The 17,375-nt window shown below is 51.5% G+C and carries 10 protein-coding genes; 2 read left to right on the forward strand and 8 right to left on the reverse strand.

Annotated features, from left to right (window positions below; genetic code table 11):
* Positions 1-158 precede the first annotated feature (158 nt).
* Positions 159-1,298 carry a dipeptidase gene (locus EHT87_RS14525; protein ID WP_229321097.1) on the forward strand — a complete coding sequence of 380 codons (1,140 nt, stop codon included), beginning with the start codon at positions 159-161 and terminating at the stop codon, positions 1,296-1,298.
* A 63-nt stretch (positions 1,299-1,361) separates the two neighbouring features.
* Here EHT87_RS14525 and EHT87_RS14530 read toward each other — a convergent pair whose 3' ends face one another.
* The 7 genes from EHT87_RS14530 to EHT87_RS14560 all read right to left on the reverse strand — a co-directional run bounded on the left by EHT87_RS14530 (position 1,362) and on the right by EHT87_RS14560 (position 14,487).
* Positions 1,362-3,635, reverse strand: coding sequence for a M43 family zinc metalloprotease (locus EHT87_RS14530; protein ID WP_229321099.1), 2,274 nt, complete (start codon positions 3,633-3,635; stop codon positions 1,362-1,364).
* A gap of 226 nt (positions 3,636-3,861) precedes the next feature.
* On the reverse strand, positions 3,862-4,368 hold the full coding sequence (locus tag EHT87_RS14535) for a hypothetical protein (RefSeq protein ID WP_124907383.1): 507 nt from the start codon (positions 4,366-4,368) through the stop codon (positions 3,862-3,864).
* 5 nt (positions 4,369-4,373) lie between these two features.
* Positions 4,374-5,243, reverse strand: coding sequence for a Calx-beta domain-containing protein (locus tag EHT87_RS14540; RefSeq protein ID WP_124907384.1), 870 nt, complete (start codon positions 5,241-5,243; stop codon positions 4,374-4,376).
* Between the two features lie 69 nt (positions 5,244-5,312).
* Positions 5,313-6,665, reverse strand: coding sequence for a RagB/SusD family nutrient uptake outer membrane protein (locus EHT87_RS14545; protein WP_124907385.1), 1,353 nt, complete (start codon positions 6,663-6,665; stop codon positions 5,313-5,315).
* A 29-nt stretch (positions 6,666-6,694) separates the two neighbouring features.
* A complete protein-coding gene (locus EHT87_RS14550; protein WP_229321101.1) occupies positions 6,695-9,697 on the reverse strand; it encodes a SusC/RagA family TonB-linked outer membrane protein in 3,003 nt (1,000 codons plus the stop codon).
* A gap of 373 nt (positions 9,698-10,070) precedes the next feature.
* A complete protein-coding gene (locus EHT87_RS14555) occupies positions 10,071-11,468 on the reverse strand; it encodes a RagB/SusD family nutrient uptake outer membrane protein (RefSeq protein WP_124907387.1) in 1,398 nt (465 codons plus the stop codon).
* Positions 11,469-11,481: 13 nt separating this feature from the next.
* A complete protein-coding gene (locus EHT87_RS14560; protein ID WP_124907388.1) occupies positions 11,482-14,487 on the reverse strand; it encodes a SusC/RagA family TonB-linked outer membrane protein in 3,006 nt (1,001 codons plus the stop codon).
* Between the two features lie 711 nt (positions 14,488-15,198).
* On the opposite strand from EHT87_RS14560, the gene EHT87_RS14565 reads away from it, so the two are divergent.
* Positions 15,199-15,969, forward strand: a complete 771-nt coding sequence (locus EHT87_RS14565; RefSeq protein WP_124907389.1) for a carboxypeptidase-like regulatory domain-containing protein — start codon at positions 15,199-15,201, stop codon at positions 15,967-15,969.
* Between the two features lie 117 nt (positions 15,970-16,086).
* Here the strand turns inward: EHT87_RS14565 and EHT87_RS14570 are convergent, their stop codons facing one another.
* Positions 16,087-17,286: a sensor histidine kinase gene (locus EHT87_RS14570; RefSeq protein WP_124907390.1), complete on the reverse strand. Its 1,200-nt coding sequence runs from the start codon at positions 17,284-17,286 to the stop codon at positions 16,087-16,089.
* Between the last annotated feature and the right edge of the window lie 89 nt (positions 17,287-17,375).

Genomic DNA, 17,375 nt, shown 5'->3' on the forward strand with positions numbered 1-17,375 from the left:
TAAACGAATACTTCATTATCCTTCAACGAATGAAACGCAGAGACGTTCTTAAAAGCTTAACCCTGCTTCCGGCCATCGGAAGTGCTCTTCCAGTAAAGTCCCCGGTATCCGATCCTGCCGCTGAACCCACGCCTGTTTTGACGCCCGGGCCCAAGCCGATGCCTGACCTGCATCGCCAGGCGTTTGTCATGGACGGGCATACGCATGTGATGAGCCGCGAACTGGTGTTGAAAACCGATATCGGCCAGCGCTATCCGGATGGAACCGTTGATCTGCCCAGGGCGAAAGAAGGCGGGTTGGACGCTATATTTTTCTCGGTTTATACGCCCGAAAACTATTATCCCGGCCGGTTCGAGACCAAGAATACATTCCGCGTGGTCAACCTGGCGCTGGACCAGATCAAGAAGAATCATGCCATAATCGAGCTGGCGCTCACGGCTTCTGACATTGAACGGATCAATAAAAAAGGCAAGATGGCGGCTTTCCTCGATTTAGAAGGCGGTTATGACCTTTACGGCGATCTTGACCTGCTGCGCGCCCTTTACAAGCTGGGCCTGCGCTCGATGCAGCTGACCGCTCACAGTACGACCAACGCTTTTATCGATGCCTGCAACGATGTTTATACGTGGGGTGGCATTAACGATCACGGAAAAGCGGTGATCAAAGAAATGAACCGGCTCGGCATGGTCATCAATGTAGCGCATGCCTCCAACGACGCTATTATTCAGTCGGCAGCCGCCAGCCGTCACCCGGTAATTTATAGTCACGGCGGCTTTTTCAAGATCGTTGATCATCCCCGCTGTATTTCTGATGAAGCAGCCAAAGCCATTGCGGCAAAAGGGGGCGTTATCGGTGTTCATTTCGGGAGCCTTTTCAACAATCCGGCCTATTGGGCGTGGCAGAAACCGAACAATCCGATCAAGGTGCAGCCGAATCCTCAGCCTAAAACACCGCGGATCCTGATGTCTCAGGTTACGACCAAAACCATCGAAGACATAGACAAGGAATTTGCAAGGGAGCTTCCATTTACCTTCAACGAAACCATCCCGGATCAATACTGGATGCATGTCGATCAGCTGGCGAAGGTGATCGACTACGGGGTGAAACTGGTGGGCGAGGACCACATCGCTCTGGGCTCTGATTTAGATGGCGGTCCAGAACTACCCCGCGAAATCAAGGACATCAGTGACTATCCACAGATCACCCTGGCTATGCAAAAACTGGGGTACAGTGATCAGCGAATCCGAAAAATCCTTGGCCTAAACTGGCTCCGCGTCATTCGCCAGGTAACGGAATAGCAGGGAATGAATACCAACCAGAGGACCCCGGTTAGCGGCATTCAGCCGCTAACCGGGGATTTTCTAATACTTCACTACCTTTTTTCTGACCACCTGTGCCCCGATCTTTACCTCGACCACATACAGCCCGCTCGGCAGGGTTCGCAGATCCAGGCTTCGTTCAAACCCGTCGTCGGTTTTCTGGAATTGCTGTTTGAGCACCTCCATTCCGGCCACGTTCCGAACCGACAGCGTGGTGAGCCCCCGCAACGTATTTCGGAAGGTAAGCGTGGTCAATCCGTCGCTGGGGTTGGGTGATACCGTCAACACCTGATCCGGTAAAGTAGTTGGAACTCCGGTGACCGTACCAGGCCGCACGAAGATCCGGGCGGTGGCGGTTGTATTGCACAAGTCCAGACCCGAGCCGGTTACGGTATACGAAGTCGTTTGCGTGGGACGGGCAATGACCTGCGCGCCCAGCGTACTGCTCAGGTTCGGACCTGCCCAACTGAAAATACTGGCTCCGCGGGCGTTGAGCGTCACGGCTTCTCCCGGACCCACAAACTGCGCGGATGTGGTCACCTGAACGGAAGGCTTCAAACCCACCCGCGCCGTAATGTCATGGGCCACGTTAAGTCCCAGGCTATCCGCGTACCGAGCCCAGTCCCCCCGCGAATTCTGTTTCCAAGCCGTGGCAAACACCGATTCACCATTTTTAGTGGTCACCAAAGCAACCGTATCTCCGGCGGCATAAGTAAGTTCGACGCCGACATGATAGCCCAGGCCACTCAGGGGCACATTCCGGTCGAAAGTGATGCTGGTCGAACGGTTATTGGCCACATCGTCCAGAATCGTCCTCAGCGGCACTTCTTTCGATTCGAGCACCGCGCCTGGCCCATTCTGAAAGCCCCGGGCGTTCCAGACTGTAATGGTTACAATGGATTCCGTTTCCGCTCCTTTAGCGGCTTTTGCGACCCCAAACCGCAGGATTGCGCCACTTAAGTTAGTATAACCCAGTTCATTATCGAACAATTCCGATATCGCCTTTGTCCGAAGGCTGTTATGCCCGGCTACATAGCCTTTCCCACCGGGTTGCGGCAAAACGGTCCGGGTGCCATTGAAATTGGTCTGATCACTACACAAACCGCTATTCAACACTTCAATGTATTGTTCCCGAACCACTGGTTCCGAAGTCCCGGCAGGATTGGCGGCAGTGAGGGTCACTTTGAATTTACCCGGCTGGCTGTAGGTTACCGTGGGGTTTTGTTCGGAAGATGTAGCCGGCGTTCCACCTTCGAAGGTCCACTCCCAGCGTGTTGGGAAGTTCGATGAAAGGTCCGTAAACCGCACGGTGGACCCCAATAGAACGCGCTGGCGATCGGACCGGAAGTTTGCAACCGGCTTACCGGCTACGTTCGTACCACAAAGGTTATTTCTAACAAGGTTAGCCCGGCGTGGACTCAATTCCATCACTGCGCGGATGCGGGTTTTCTGATCCTGCGTAAAAATATTGAAACAGGCATCGTCGGAATAATCCATGTAGTTTTCCACCATGTTGGTAGTCCCGCAGCTCACCCGTCCTTTTTGACAGCCCCGGCTTTCGGATGCCTGCGGAGGAGTATCACCGCAAAAATCATCCCCACACGTCGCATCACCCCAGATATGGCGCAATCCTAGCCAGTGGCCGGTTTCGTGAGTCAACGTACGGCCTAAGTTATTGGGAGCCCGCAAAACCGGGAAGTTTCCTTTTTCTGCATTGCCGAAAGCCCAGTAATTCACCACCACTCCGTCCGTACTGGCCGGGCCGGCCGAAGGAATACCGGGCAGATTGGAGCTGCTCGGGAACTGCGCATAGGCAACCACAATTCCGCCCCCGACCGGTTCATTCAAATCCACCACCCAAATGTTGAAGTATTTTTCCGGATCCCAGAATGAACTGGGCTTGAGTACACCGTCGACATCGCTGCGCGACCAGTTGGCCCGGTTACCATTAATCCGATCGATTCCGCGCTCGGCTAGCGTCCCACCCTGCGGATTGACAGCCGCCAGACAGAATTCAATTTCAATATCGGCCCCGACAGGGTTGTTATTAAAGCCTCGTGTTCCGGCTTTCCGGCGAAAATCTTCATTGAGTGTTTCAAGCTGCGATTGCACCTGTGCGGCACTGATGTTGCGGCCCGTTCCGACGGCTTCCCCATTGTGTACGACGTGCACGACAATCGGAATTGTCAGCAACGTAGCGGCTAAACGTCCCGTGCTTTGCAGTTTCTTAAGGCGTACAATCTGTTCCTGAATCGATTTCTCAAATTCATTCAACGACCCCAGTTCCGGATAACGGGCTCGAAGAGCACTGTCCATTTGCATGGTGGCGCATTTTTCGGCGCTTGGCCGATCCGCTATTTTTTGCCAGTCGGCGATTTGCTGAGATACCCCCCGGCTAAAGGTCAGAAACAATAACGAGACAGAAAGAAGTAACCGTTGACGCATAAAGAATAATAAGAACTGGAGAGTACGAATCACGCATTCATCAACTGGTCCTCAGACGATTCCGAAAAATCCATGGTTGCGGCCCGTAATCCTTCCTTCATTTAGTGTTTGAATTAAAGGTAAACCGGTAGCTGACATCGATCGGGTCCGTATAAACCTTATCGTAATAAAGTTCGACCGTCATGGTGTTTTCTGTTAGACTTTTGATCGTGTAAGGCAATACAGCCAATTCATAAACCGGAATGACAAACTCGAGCGTAGCGTTGGAATTGATCAGCGACCAGCTGTCTTCAATCAGCGGATCGGTTTCCGAATTAGCACACTTGGTAGCACCGTTGTTATATTCGAATTTACGTCCTTCACCGGCATAAAAAACGTATTGATCATCTGCTCTACAGGGATCGATTGAGTTTTGAATCGGTATGACCCCTGACTTTTGTCCCAGGTCAATTACCTGAAATGACACCAACCGCCAGGCTTTCTTATCAATTCCGGTGAGCAACTGGCTATAAGTTGTTGGTTTGGGTTCCAGTTTTTCAGAGCAGCCCGAGAAAAGCCCCATCAAACCCATTGCTAAAACCAGAAATCGGGAGAATGCTTTCATAAGACTTATTGGGGAGTAAAGGTAAATGGGAATGTAACCAAGATGGTGGTGTCTTTACCAGCCTGTGTTCTGAAAAGCGCTTTCCAGCGCAGATTGAGCGAAATCTGGCGGTTTTGCGGATTCCAGGAACCGGAACCGGAGAGCGTATCTCCACCGAGTTCGGCACTCGACTGGGGCAGAATGGTTAGCGAATTATCCAGGTTGTCGACAAAAGTAAACGTTGGTTTGCTCGCCGTAAACCCAAAAATATCTTCCAGACCGATATTCCAGTTGGCAATTGTATACGTTTTACAATCAAGGCTGGAGATATCAATGTTGGCTCTGGAAGCCGTTGCCGGTGTAATCTGTAAAAGATTTACATAGGCTCCATTCTGGCGAGCACCGGTATAACTGCCGCTAAACAGACAGTCATCCTGAATGGTAAAGGTCATCGTTTTTCCAATAATGCCTTCTTTTCCGAGACCAACCTGCAACGAATTAGGCGTTACTCCGGTTAAGGTCAGAACTACCGTCTGCGATTCCAGAATGTTATTGGCGTTATTAATCAGCTTCAGTTTAATTTCGCCAAAACTCTGTTTAGCGGGAATTGTAACCGTCCCTTTGGTGGTTTGAAAGACATAATCCTTGCCTTCGCGGGCCGTACCACTAACGGTATAATTGATGGTAACCGGCTGGTCTATTTGGGGTCCGGCGTTATGAACCCGAATGGTAATCGGCTGGTTGTAACTTTCTTTGTACGTCAGCGTCGTGTCCGTAAACCGCACAAAATAAGGCCCCTCAAAAGTTCGGTCGATATCGCCTTTCTCACAAGCTACCACCACCCAGACCAGTAGCAAAGCGGTTAGGCAAGTCAATATGTATGTGTACTTTCTCATCTTTGTCAAAATACGTCCTACGGTGGCGCTTCAACCAACGTTTACTTGTTAACGCTTAGTTCTGTACTCTCAATACCCCGGATTCTGGGCACCTTTCAGGGCGGGGTTCCGCTGGATCTCAGTTTGTGGAACCGGCCAGCGCTCATACCGCGCATTCCAGTTAGGCGAAAACGCCGACATAACGGCTTGCGCCCGTCCGGTACGAACCAGATCGTACCAGCGGTGGCCTTCAAAAGCCAGTTCATACTGGCGCTCACGCTCGACGGTCGCCAGGATATCGGCCTGGTTGGTAGCCGATACATTAGCCGCTTTAGCCCGGGCCCGCAACACATTGATATCGCTCACCGCGCCGTTAGCCCCCGCCAGTTTACCCTGCTGAGCCCGGGCTTCGGCCCGGATCAGGTACATTTCAGCCAGTCGGAAAACCACTACATTAGAATTACCGTCTGTTGCCGTACCATACTTGCGCACGGTCCAGCCATTGTCGTTTCCACGCTGCTTGGTAGCGTCAAAGGATATCGTTGCCAACCGGTCTTTCGATTCAGCCGAGGCCAGCGCCTGAATCAATTGTTCGGAGGGAATCATTTCCCGGCGGGTCACCAACAGGTTATTCAATAGTGGGCTATTGGCATCGTTTTGGGTATACCCCATTTCAAATATGGACTCTTTCGGAAAGTTATTAAAGACAATCGTCTTGAAATCCGGCTCCAGTGTATAGACTTTCGAATCGATGACCTGACTTGCAAACTGCTCGGCCTGAACCCAGTTTTTCTGATACAGATAATACCGGGCAAGAGCCGCCCGTACTGTATTTTGGTTTGCATATGCAGCTCCTTCCGTTTGATCAGTAGTCAGATTAGTGAGCGCATACTGGAAATCTTCAAGCACCGACGCCAGAATATCTGCTTTGGCCGCTCGGGGAATATTCCGGTTGGTAACCTGATCGGTTGTGGTCACTTTTGGAATGTCACCGTACGTGTTGGCTCCATAAAAATTGGCCAGTCCACGGAGAAAATGGGCTTCCCCCAGCAGTTGCTTCTTCGCAGCAGGTTGCACCCCCGCCAGGTCCGGCAGCCGTTCCAGAATAAAATTAGCCACATAAACCGTGTTATAAATGTAGCCCCACATTGCCGAGACGTCGCCGTTGGTCGTGGTGATCTGTTTGGTACCAAATTCACGATAATCGCCAAAAGTGCCATTGTAGCGGACGTAGTCGCTCATGAAATCTCCGGCAACCACGGTATACTGGGTAATGGCACGGAAAGAAGAGTAGAGACCAACCCGAACGGCCGGTACATCCTGGGCCCTTTTCAACACCAGATCATCGATCCGCAAATCGCGTGGAGGTGGTTCCAGCACTTCCTTGCAGGAGCTAAGACTGAGGATCGACAGCAGAAAAATATAGATCAGAAAGCGAGTCATGATTGAATGCGATGAATGTAAAAAATGGATCAAAACGTAACTGAAAGCCCCACCATGCCTGTTTTTACCTGTGGCAGCGTGTTGAGTTCAATGCCCTGTGCGGACGTAGAACCATCCAGGGTACTCACCTCCGGATCAGAACCGCTATATTGGGTCAGCGTCCAGATGTTGGTGGCCGAAACATAGACTCGCGCACTGGTAACCTTGATGCGATTGACCCACTTTTTATTTACGTTATAACCAAAAGTAACGTTTTTCAAACGCAGGTAAGAACCATCTTCCACAAACCGGCTGCTGTGGTAGTTGTTGTAGGTGTTTTCGAATTCGTAACGGGGAATACTGGTAATATCACCGGGTTTTTGCCACCGTTTCAACGCATCCTTGCTTTGGTTGAAATCCAGGGAAGCGCCGGTATTGACCGTGCTGGTCTTGGTGAGGTTGAGAACTTTATTGCCATACGAGAACTGAAAGAAAACACTCAGGTCAAACCCTTTCCAGGAAAGACGGTTGGTCATCCCGCCAAAAAGCTTGGCTTGGGCGTTACCAATCACCTGAGCATCATCGGGTGTAATCCGGCCATCCTGGTTTTTGTCTTCATATATGGCATCACCCGTTGCCGGATCTACGCCCAGGAATTTCAACCCCCAGAAGGTTCCAAGCGGCTGACCCGGCAGAATAATATTGGTAGAGGTAGCTCCGGAAGCTTCATAGCCCCGATACAAAGGCTCGGGCGTATCCAGTTCAACTACTTTATTCACGTTATGCGACAAGTTCAGATCTGTACTCCACCGAAAGCCTTTATCCATATTGATCGTTGAAAAGGATAACTCGGCTCCTTTGTTGGATACTTTGCCAATATTACCCTGAACTGCTCCAAAACCGGTGGTCAGCGGAATTGGCTGGGCAAACAGTAGTTTATCCGTCAGGTTGCTGTAGGCATCGACACTGAAAGTCAGGCGACCGTTGAAGAAGGAAGCGTCCAGACCAACGTTGGCCTCCCGCGTGCGTTCCCACTGCAGCAACGGATTGGCCACGGAAGAAGGCCCCAAACCAGACGATCCGCTGTAGGTTGTGGCTCCCCAGGTACCTAGAAACTGAAAATTACCGATTCGTTCATTCCCCGTATATCCAAAACTAGCCCGAAGTTTTAGATCGCTCAAATCGCGAAAGTTTTTCATAAATTCTTCACTGGAGATCCGCCAGGCGGCCGACGCCGACGGGAAGAAACCAAACCGGCGCTCACGCCCGAACCGCGACGAGCCATCGTACCGCGAAGTCAATGTGAACAGATAGCGTTCTTTAAAATCATACCGGGCTTCACCAAAGAATGACAGCAACCCACTGTTGGCCAAGCTCGAACTTCCCTGATCTACCACGCCCGCTGAACTGATGTAGGTAAAGTCATCGCTGGTGAACAAGCGGCCCTGCACAAAACTACTGCGGTCCGTCCGGTTGATCAATTCATGGCCTAGCATCACATTCAGTCGGTGCTTTTCATTAAACAAAGCACTGTAGGTCAACGTATTGGTATTGATAAAGGTAGCGGCTACCGAAGCGGTGTACACACCCAGCCCCTGCCCACCAACACCTTCACTGATACCACCGGCCCACGTTGTGGTCGGAAAATAATCATCGTCAATTACGCTGTTGTAGTCGATGCTGGCCTTGGACCGGAAGCGCAGGTTATCGAGCAATTCATACTCGGCATAAATACCGCCCAACACCTTGACCGAGATAACATTCTGACGGGGAAATAAAGCTTCACCAACCGGGTTGTAGTTGCGTTGCGAATAATTGGGATCACCGGGAACGAGAAGTTGGCCGAGTTCATTATAGGGTGAAAAGAAGGGCAGGCTATTAACGGCACCAGAATAAACACCATTGAGTGAATTATCGCCCAGAACGCGTTTATTCATAGCCCTCGCCAGTGTAAGGTTGGTTCCAAAAGACAGTTTTGAATTGGCTTTGTGGTCCAGGTTCAGCGTCCCACTCATCCGCTGAAAACTATTGGCAATCAGTACACCCTGTTCATCGCGGTAGTTTCCACTCAGATAAAACCGGGTGCGTTCATTTCCTCCAGTGGCCGAAACCTGGTATTGTTGATAAAGCCCCCGTCGGGTTACCGCGTCGACCCAATCGGTATTAATGGCATCCGTCACCCCTTTGATCAAACCGAATTTATCCGGATCCTGGCCCGCATTTACCAACGCTTCACGTTGCAGGTCCAGCAATTCCGTCGAATTCAATAACCTTGGTTTGCGAATGATTTCGGTCATGCCCCGCTGCACTTCCGCAGTAATGGTCGTTTTCTCATTGTTCTTTCCACGTTTAGTCGTAATAAGAACCACACCATTGGCGGCCCGCGAGCCGTAAATCGCTTTGGCCGAAGCGTCTTTCAAAATCTGAATCGACTCAATATCATTTGGATTCAACAAAGCAAAAGCGTTGTCATTTTGCCCCCCGGTTCCAACGGACGAAAGGCCACCGTCTTCCACCGGCACCCCATCGACAATAAAGAGCGGACGGTTGCTGGCCGAAATGGAGGTACTCCCACGAACCCGTACCGAGATTCCCCCACCCGGTGTCCCGGACGACTGCGTCACCAGAACGCCCGCAGCCTGCCCCTGCAGAGCCTGATCGAAACTAGTTACCGGAAGTTCTTTGAATTTATCGGAGGTCACGGAAACCATCGACCCGGTGATGTCTTTCTTTTGGACTGAATTATACCCCGTTACCACCACCTGGGCCAGTTCATTCACGGCTTCGGCCATCTTGACGTTGATAACCGACCGTTTATTGACCGGTATATCCTGAGAAATAAGCGCGATGGACGAAAATGTCAGGATGTTTTTGTCATCAGGAACGTTGATGCTGTAATTTCCATCCGAGTCAGTGCTGACGCCAATGGTGGTTCCTTTCACAACGACGTTGACACCGGGCAGCGTCGATCCGTCCTGGGTTGCGGTTACCCGGCCCGTTACCCGGCGGGTTTGCCCAAATGCCAGACTGCCTGACAGAAGTATGAGTATCAACCAACAACTTAATAAAGTAAAACGTTTTCTCATGTACGGCTACTTGATGTTAAACTGAACTTCCCGGCAGGAATCCGATCTTCTTCCTCTTATAAAAAGTCCAATATACTTAATTTTCAAAATAATAAACGTTCAAGTATTGTTAATCAATGTATACCAAATAAAAAATAATGTAACATATACAAGGACGCAATTTTCCAACGGAGTGTTGTGGTTCTGCCAATTAAAAACGCCGAACCCATCGGCCCGGCGTTTTTAGTTGGTGTATTCCTGAAATGGCAAATCTCAAATGATACCTGTTAAACGTACAAGTGGCAACCCTTGATGAATCCTTTTGCCGTTTCCTTCATCGGTCGACAGGTAACGTTCTTTTTTAATACCCCTGATTTTGAACCAGCAGGCTGTTGGCGTCAATTTCCCGTTTTGGAATGGGCAACACCAGTTTCGGATCGTTCCAGTTGAGGTCTCCCGTTTTGCCTTTCGTGCGCTTGATATCGTGAAGCCGAACCCCTTCGAAGGCCAGCTCCTGCTGGCGTTCTTTCAAAACATCGACCAGCGTTAGCGCAGCAATCGGCGCCACGCCCGCCCGTGTGCGAACGGCGTTCAGGTCATCGGCCGGTTTTGCTCCGGTGGCCGACGAAAGCCGCAGGTTGCATTCCGCGCGGGTCAGCAGCATTTCCGAAAATCGGATCACCGGAATGTTGGCGTAAAAATCGGCCCATTTACCCGTATAATACCGCGTTCCGGCCCCTTTGACCCCGATGTAAAACAAATCCGTCCGACGCGTATCTTTCGGATCGTAGGATTCTACGAAGGTGTTCAGGATCTGAATATCACCCCGGCCCACGGCCGATCCTCCCGCCGGAATACTGGCATACAAGGTCGTTAAACCGTCGTTGCTGGTACCCGGGTTATTTTGGGTGTTTTCCTGAATCTCAAAAATACTTTCTGCGGTATTCCGGTTTCTGAACACCGAGGTCACGGTCGGGTTCAACTGGTAATTACCCGAGGCAATTACCTGATTGGCCGCAGCCAGGGCTTTGGCATAATCCGATTGTTGCAGATAAACCCGCGACAGAAAAGCCAGCGCCGAGAATTTAGTAGCCCGTAAATCGTTTTCTTCCGGCATCAGCGTCGATGCTTTGGTCAGGTCGTCGATGACCTGCGTATACACCTGGGCAACCGTATTACGAGCCTTGGTTTCGGCCGCCTGCTCCTGCGTCAGCGTTGCCCGCAAGATCAGCGGAACACCCGCCTGGTCATTGGCGGCCGTTGCGCCCCAGGGCAGTGCATACAAACGAACCAGTTCGAAATACATGATTCCGCGCAGGAAACGGGCTTCGCCCTCAATGGCCGCCTTTTGGTCGGCATTCTGCACTTTGTCGAGTGCGCCCAGAATGTTATTGGCGACATTGATCACCTGATAGGCCGTAATCCAGGTCCGTTGTGCTTCGGCGTTGGTGGCCAGCATCTGCCGGTTGACCACCTCCCGGTAGCTCGCAAACGTGCCTCTCCAGGCCACGTAATTGTCGGGAGCCAGCAGGTCCGGCAACAGCAGCAGGTTGGTTCCGTACAGTTCGCCGTCGGCCAGTCCACCACCCGTACCGCTAAAAATTCCATAGGCACCGATCAGGGCACTTTCAATGTCCTGGGCCGATGACAAAGCCGTAGCGGCATCGACCGACTGACGGGGTTCAAGGTCCAGCTTACTGTCGCAGGCCGTGAGGCCAATCGCCAGCGCCAGACTGAAGGATATGATTGTTTTTTTCATCTTCAAGTGTTGATTAAAATCCGAGATTCACGCCAAACGTAAACGTTTTTGCCTGCGGTGGCGTATAGAAATCATGCCCTAACGCGATGTTGGCCGTCTGGTTGGTCGAGTTGACGTATTGCGTGTTTACCTCCGGATCATAGCCGGTGTATTTCGTAAACGTGAACAGGTTCAAGCCCGAAACGTAGACGCGAGCCGTCTGGATGAAGGCTTTCTTCAGAAACGCACTTGGCAGGTTATACCCGAGCGTGGCGGTTTTTACCCGCAGGAATGAACCGTCCTGGACCCAGCGGGACGAAATGCTGGTTCCGTTTGCAGCGCCAAATTCAGCCCGTGGCACATCCGTCACATCACCCGGTTTTTGCCAGCGTTTCAACTGATCCTTGGTCTGGTTATCGAAATAATCAGCATTCACCGACTGGTAAATACCCGCCACGTTGAAGAGGTCGTTTCCGTACACAAACTGCAACAGCACGCTCAGATCGAATCCTTTGTAGGAAAAATTATTATTGAAACCGCCCGTAAAATCCGGGTTTGGATTCCCAACAAACAGCTCCGGTGCCGAAGCATAGTCGCTGGTCGGTTTGCCATCCGGTCCTTCATACAGGGCATCGCCATTGGCCGGATCGACACCAACGTATTTTTTGCCGTAGAAAATCCCCAGCGGTTTTCCTTCCGTAACGTAGCTCAGGAAGCGGGAATTGGCCCGGATCGGCGACACGTTCAGTTTCGTTACCTTGTTGCGGTTGAACGAGATGTTGAAGTTGGTCGACCAGCGGAACGCGCCTACCAGATTTTGGGACGTAATGCTGAATTCAACACCCCGGTTGCGCAAACTACCGATGTTGCGGGCAATGGTCGAAAACCCGTTGATAGCCGGTTGCGGCACATTCAGCAACAGATCGTCGGTATCCTTGTTGTAGAAATCAAGTTGTCCGTTCACCCGGTTGTTGCGGAAACCGAACTCCAGACCTAGATCGAACTGCGTTGAACGCTCCCAGCGCAAAGCGGCATTGGCCACCTGCGAAGGACGAATACCGACCTGATCGGCGTAGTTGATCGTTCCGTACAGACCGCGCGAATCGAAGTTGCCGATTTCCGAGTTTCCGGTTACGCCATAACTGGCCCGCAGTTTTAAAAGGCTCAGAACCGGAAGGGCTTCTTTGATAAAAGGCTCATCGTTCAGAATCCAGCCAACGGAAACGGACGGGAAGAAACCATAGCGGTTGTCGGCTCCAAAACGTGACGACCCGTCGATCCGACCCGTCAGACCCACCAGATACCGGTCTTTAAACTTGTAATTCGCCCGGGCCAGGTAGGAAAGTATGCTAAAACCGGTTTCGGTCGAACTGGCATCGGTTTTCTGGCTGGCACTGGCTAGTTCCTGAAATTTGTCGTTCGGAAAATTCCGGGCCGTCGCCGACACGGTCTGCACGTTTTGTTCCTGATACGTCATCCCGGCCAGCACATCAATGGAATGGTCTGTCCCGATATTTTTCTGGTATTGCAACGTGTTATTCGTCGTCCAGTTGTTGACGCGCGTCATGGCCTGATAGCCGTAACCGGTCGGAGCGCCGTCTTCCGTAACCCGTCCCTGGTAAATTTCTTCCTGCAAATTCAGGATGTCGAAACCGTATTCGCTCCGGAATGACAAGCCGGGCACAATCTGGTACTGACCAAACAGATTCCCGAACGTACGGAACGTGCGGGCGTAATTGGATGCGTTAGTCAGTTCGACCAGGTTGTTGTAATACAGCGTCTGGCGGTTGTAGCCGGTCGGGTCATTGGGATTATAAATGGCCTGAAGGGGCGGCAGTGCGTTCAGCTGAATCGGGTTTGAGAAGGCATTATCGCCCGCTACTTTCTTGTTATTGATGGTCGAGAAAGCAATGCTGGCTCCAACACTCAACTTTTTGCTTACGGTATGGTCGAGATTCAACCGCATGTTGTTCCGCCGAAACGTATTGCCGACGATAAAACCGATCTGTTTGTTGGTGGAACCGCTCAAACTGAAACGGGTTTTTTCGTTTCCACCATTGATCCCAAAGTTAGCCTGATTGACCGATCCCTGACGGAAAGCCGCACCCGCCCAGTCGCTGTTGAGTCCGGAGTTTTGATCGATACCGTAGCCCGGAAAACCGTCGCTCGGATCGTTGGGATCAATACCGGCGTTGGTGAGTGATTCCGAGAACAGTTCCTTGTATTCGGCTCCGTTCAGAAATTCCCGCTTGCGGGTGGCGTTGGTGATGCCCGTGTAATACCCAAGCTGAATATTGGTCCGACCGGCTTTGCCCCGTTTGGTCGTGATCAGCACTACCCCGTTGCTGGCCCGTGATCCGTAGATTGCCGATGCCGATGCATCTTTCAGAATTTCGATGGATTCGATGTCGTTGGGATCGATGTCGGCCAGCGGACTGAACAGTTCGGTATCGGTCGTATTGACATCCTGCGAGGTAATCGGAATACCGTCCAGCACATACAACGGTTCGTTCCCGGCCGAGATAGAAGCCGCTCCGCGAACGCGGATTTGCAGGGCAGAACCCAATTTGCCACTTCCCTGCGTAATCTGAACGCCCGGTGTGCGGCCTTGCAGGGCGGTTTCGAACGTCTGAACCGGCAGTTTGGCAATTTCGTCACCCCGCACCGTCAGTTGCGATCCGGTCAGATCCCGACGCTGCTGCGTGCCGTATCCCACCACCACCACTTCGTTCAGGGCACGCGTATCATTGACCAGTTTAACGTCGATGGTACTGCGGTTGCCAATTTCAGTCTCCTGCGTTGTGGTTCCAATAAAACTAAAAACCAGCGTTCCTCCCGAATTGGGGACGCTCAGCGTATAATTGCCACCGGCATCCGTTTGCGTTCCCCGGCTCGTTCCCTTCAACTGAATGGAAACACCCGGCAAAGCCGATCCGTCGTCAGCTGAGGTAACTTTTCCGGTTACCTGCCGATCCTGCGCTTTAGCCGAAGCCCATACGAGTAGGGTTAGCAGACAGCTAAGCAGTAATGATCTTCTCATACAAATAGGTTTGGTTTGTTGAAAAAAGAAAAAATAGACAAAATCACCCATTTAAGGGTAATAATCTAATCGCAATTTAATGCAAAACGGGTGATTATGTGAATTCAGGGTTAAAAATATGTACGCTCGCTTCCTGATTGTCAGACATTTCTAAAAAAACCGTCTCGTAAAAAAACCGGTGATTTGTCCCGTAACCTTTTCAGAAACAAGGCATTAATTACGTATTTATATTCATTTTGTTGCCTACCTACCACCGTCTCTTTAGGCAGGTTACTACCTGATGCCGAACGGATTAGGTATGTATGCTCCTTAGGTTCTGTTGGCGGTTTATTTAAAAATTCCAATAAAATAATTCCCTTATCCAAACCCCATTCGATGGGTCGTCAGTGTCGGCGACGGCCTACCTCGCCATCACCCCCTTTCTGGCCGGACATCTCACGGGCCGCTTCAACGAACCCCTGGCCTGGTGACTTCAACGGTTTACGTTGCCTCATTCAAACCGCAGGACCTTCCTTTCAAATAACTTCAGAAGCGGTTGGCATAAACCCCGTTTCGGCCGGTGGCTGCGCAGCGTAAGTTCGCCGTCAAATCCATTCGACGCACGCTCTGGTTAGGCGCATTCGTTCGGAACACGGTGCCAAAATGAATCAACCAAAACAGGGCGCGGACGGCTTTCATTTTTTCCTTTTTAAATAACCACTACCAACAACGATGAACACCCTATTCAAAAAAACAAAAAACAACACTTTACTGGCTTTCGCATTCGCGGGATTAGTGCTCGGCGGAGGTTGCTCAAAATCAGGGGGCGACCCTGATCCCGCCAAACCCACAGCCGGTTATCTGTCGGGCCGCGTCACCGACGCTCAGGGAAAACCATTGCCGGGTGCAACCATTTTTGCCGACAACACGATGTTTTACAATGACAACATCCTGGCAACCAGCGATGCCAACGGAAATTACCGGATGCAAACGCCCAACGGCAGCTGGCAGGCATCGGCCCAAATCCGACGAACATACAACGGCAAGAGTTATAAGCTCGACCTGGAACCCGACAACATCGATGCCTTCTCCGGCAACGACGGTGCCGTGCGTAATTTTCAGTGGAAACTTTCGGGCGAAAAACCCGACAATCCGGGTGCTTTTTACGGCGGGTCGGTGGACGTCACCAACGAGATCGGAAAAGGTCCCTATGATGCTGAAAATATTGCGTTCACCTTCACACCGGTGGGCCCGCTCATCGACGGATCGACCGGAAAGCCCGTTGTCTATCAGTATGATACTGATTACAACCGGATTCCGGATGTGCCGATTGGCCGGTATAAAATCACGGCGGTATATAAACCAACCGGCGCGAAATTACAGGTCCGAAACCGCGTAGACGGCACCTATACCGCCGATGGATCGGCCACAATGGATTTTTATGGTGAAATTCCGCACTGGTCCTGCAACAACTGCATGTTCATTGAATACAGAGAGCCTTAGGCCGTTGGTTTTGGGCTTTTGAAAACACGGGTCTGACGGGAAATTCCGGCTTAGGCCCGTGTTTTTTAACGTTGGAATGCGCATTGGCACGAGGGATTTGAGTGGTAAACCCCATCGTCAGTGGTGCACGAGCGATCGGTTTTCAGGGTTGACATTCGTGGTTGACAGGCTGGGCTGGCAGGGAAAAACCAGGGTCACAATCGTGCTGCCGCCTTCGGGTTGTTCAATGTCGAAATGAGCCGCATCGCCATACGCCTGACGGAGCCGCAAACGGGTATTATTCAGCCCGATACCGCCCTCGGAGCGGCCTTTCCGGCGGTGTCCCAGGCCATTATCAAAAACGCAGATCCGAATTTCGCCGGATCGACGGCGAGTGCTGATGCGAATCAGGGCGTCGGTGGTCAGCCCGGAAATCCCGTGCGTAACCGCATTTTCGACCAGCGGCTGGAGCAGCAATTGCGGAACCGGGCAAATCTCGGTGTCGGGGTCAATATCGTACTCAATCCGGAGCCGGTCCTGAAAACGAATCTGCTGAATGGCCAGATACTGCTGCGTCAGGTTTAACTCCTGCCGCAAGGTCAGGAAGTTGGAATCCTGATGTGCCAGCACCCCCCGCAACAGATCACTCAGCGTGGTCACCATGTCGATGGCTTTCCGGGTGTCATTTTGCAGCATCAGACTCACAATGGCGTGGTGCGTATTGAACAGAAAATGCGGGTTTAACTGCATCTTCAGCGCCTGGAGCTGGGCACCGGCCAACTGCGTTTTCAACTGTTCGTTGTTCAGTTCATACGTCAGATTTTGTTCTTTAAGGATCTGATACTGATACACATGCACCAGAACGCAATACGCAATCACAACCAGCAGGTAAGTAATAACCGTCAGTGAATAGGCATACAGAAACCAGAGCAGAATCGTCGCCGGCGCCATCCAGTGCCCGGTTTCCAGCGCGTGTAGCGGTCTGACGCAGACGTAGGAAACTGCCGCCACCAGGAGGCCAAATACCGACGAAACCAGCGTATGGCCGAGGAGAGCCCTCCCCCATCGGCCACCCCGCTCCGACAGTGGAAAATGAAACGTTTGCGTCGCGTAAATGATGAATGGTGAAAATCCAAACCACATCAGGTACGTAATCAGCCACTGCAACGATTCCGAGAGATACATCTTCTGCGTGCTGTTGAGCAGCCACATGAGCGTATTCTGAATGTAGGAAACCACCGCCAGCGTTGCCCAGAAAATAGCCGCATAGCGCCAGAACTGGCGGCTGGTTATCGGAATATTCGCTTGTTTTAAAAGTTTGTTGATGAAGCGCGCCATACTGGATAAAGGGCAAAACGATGAATGAAGGTAGACGAATGAACAGGTGGAACCGATCTTTTTTACCTAAACCGGTTGAATGACTATGT

It is taken from the genome of Larkinella knui, assembly GCF_003858645.1.
GTDB lineage: Bacteria > Bacteroidota > Bacteroidia > Cytophagales > Spirosomataceae > Larkinella > Larkinella knui.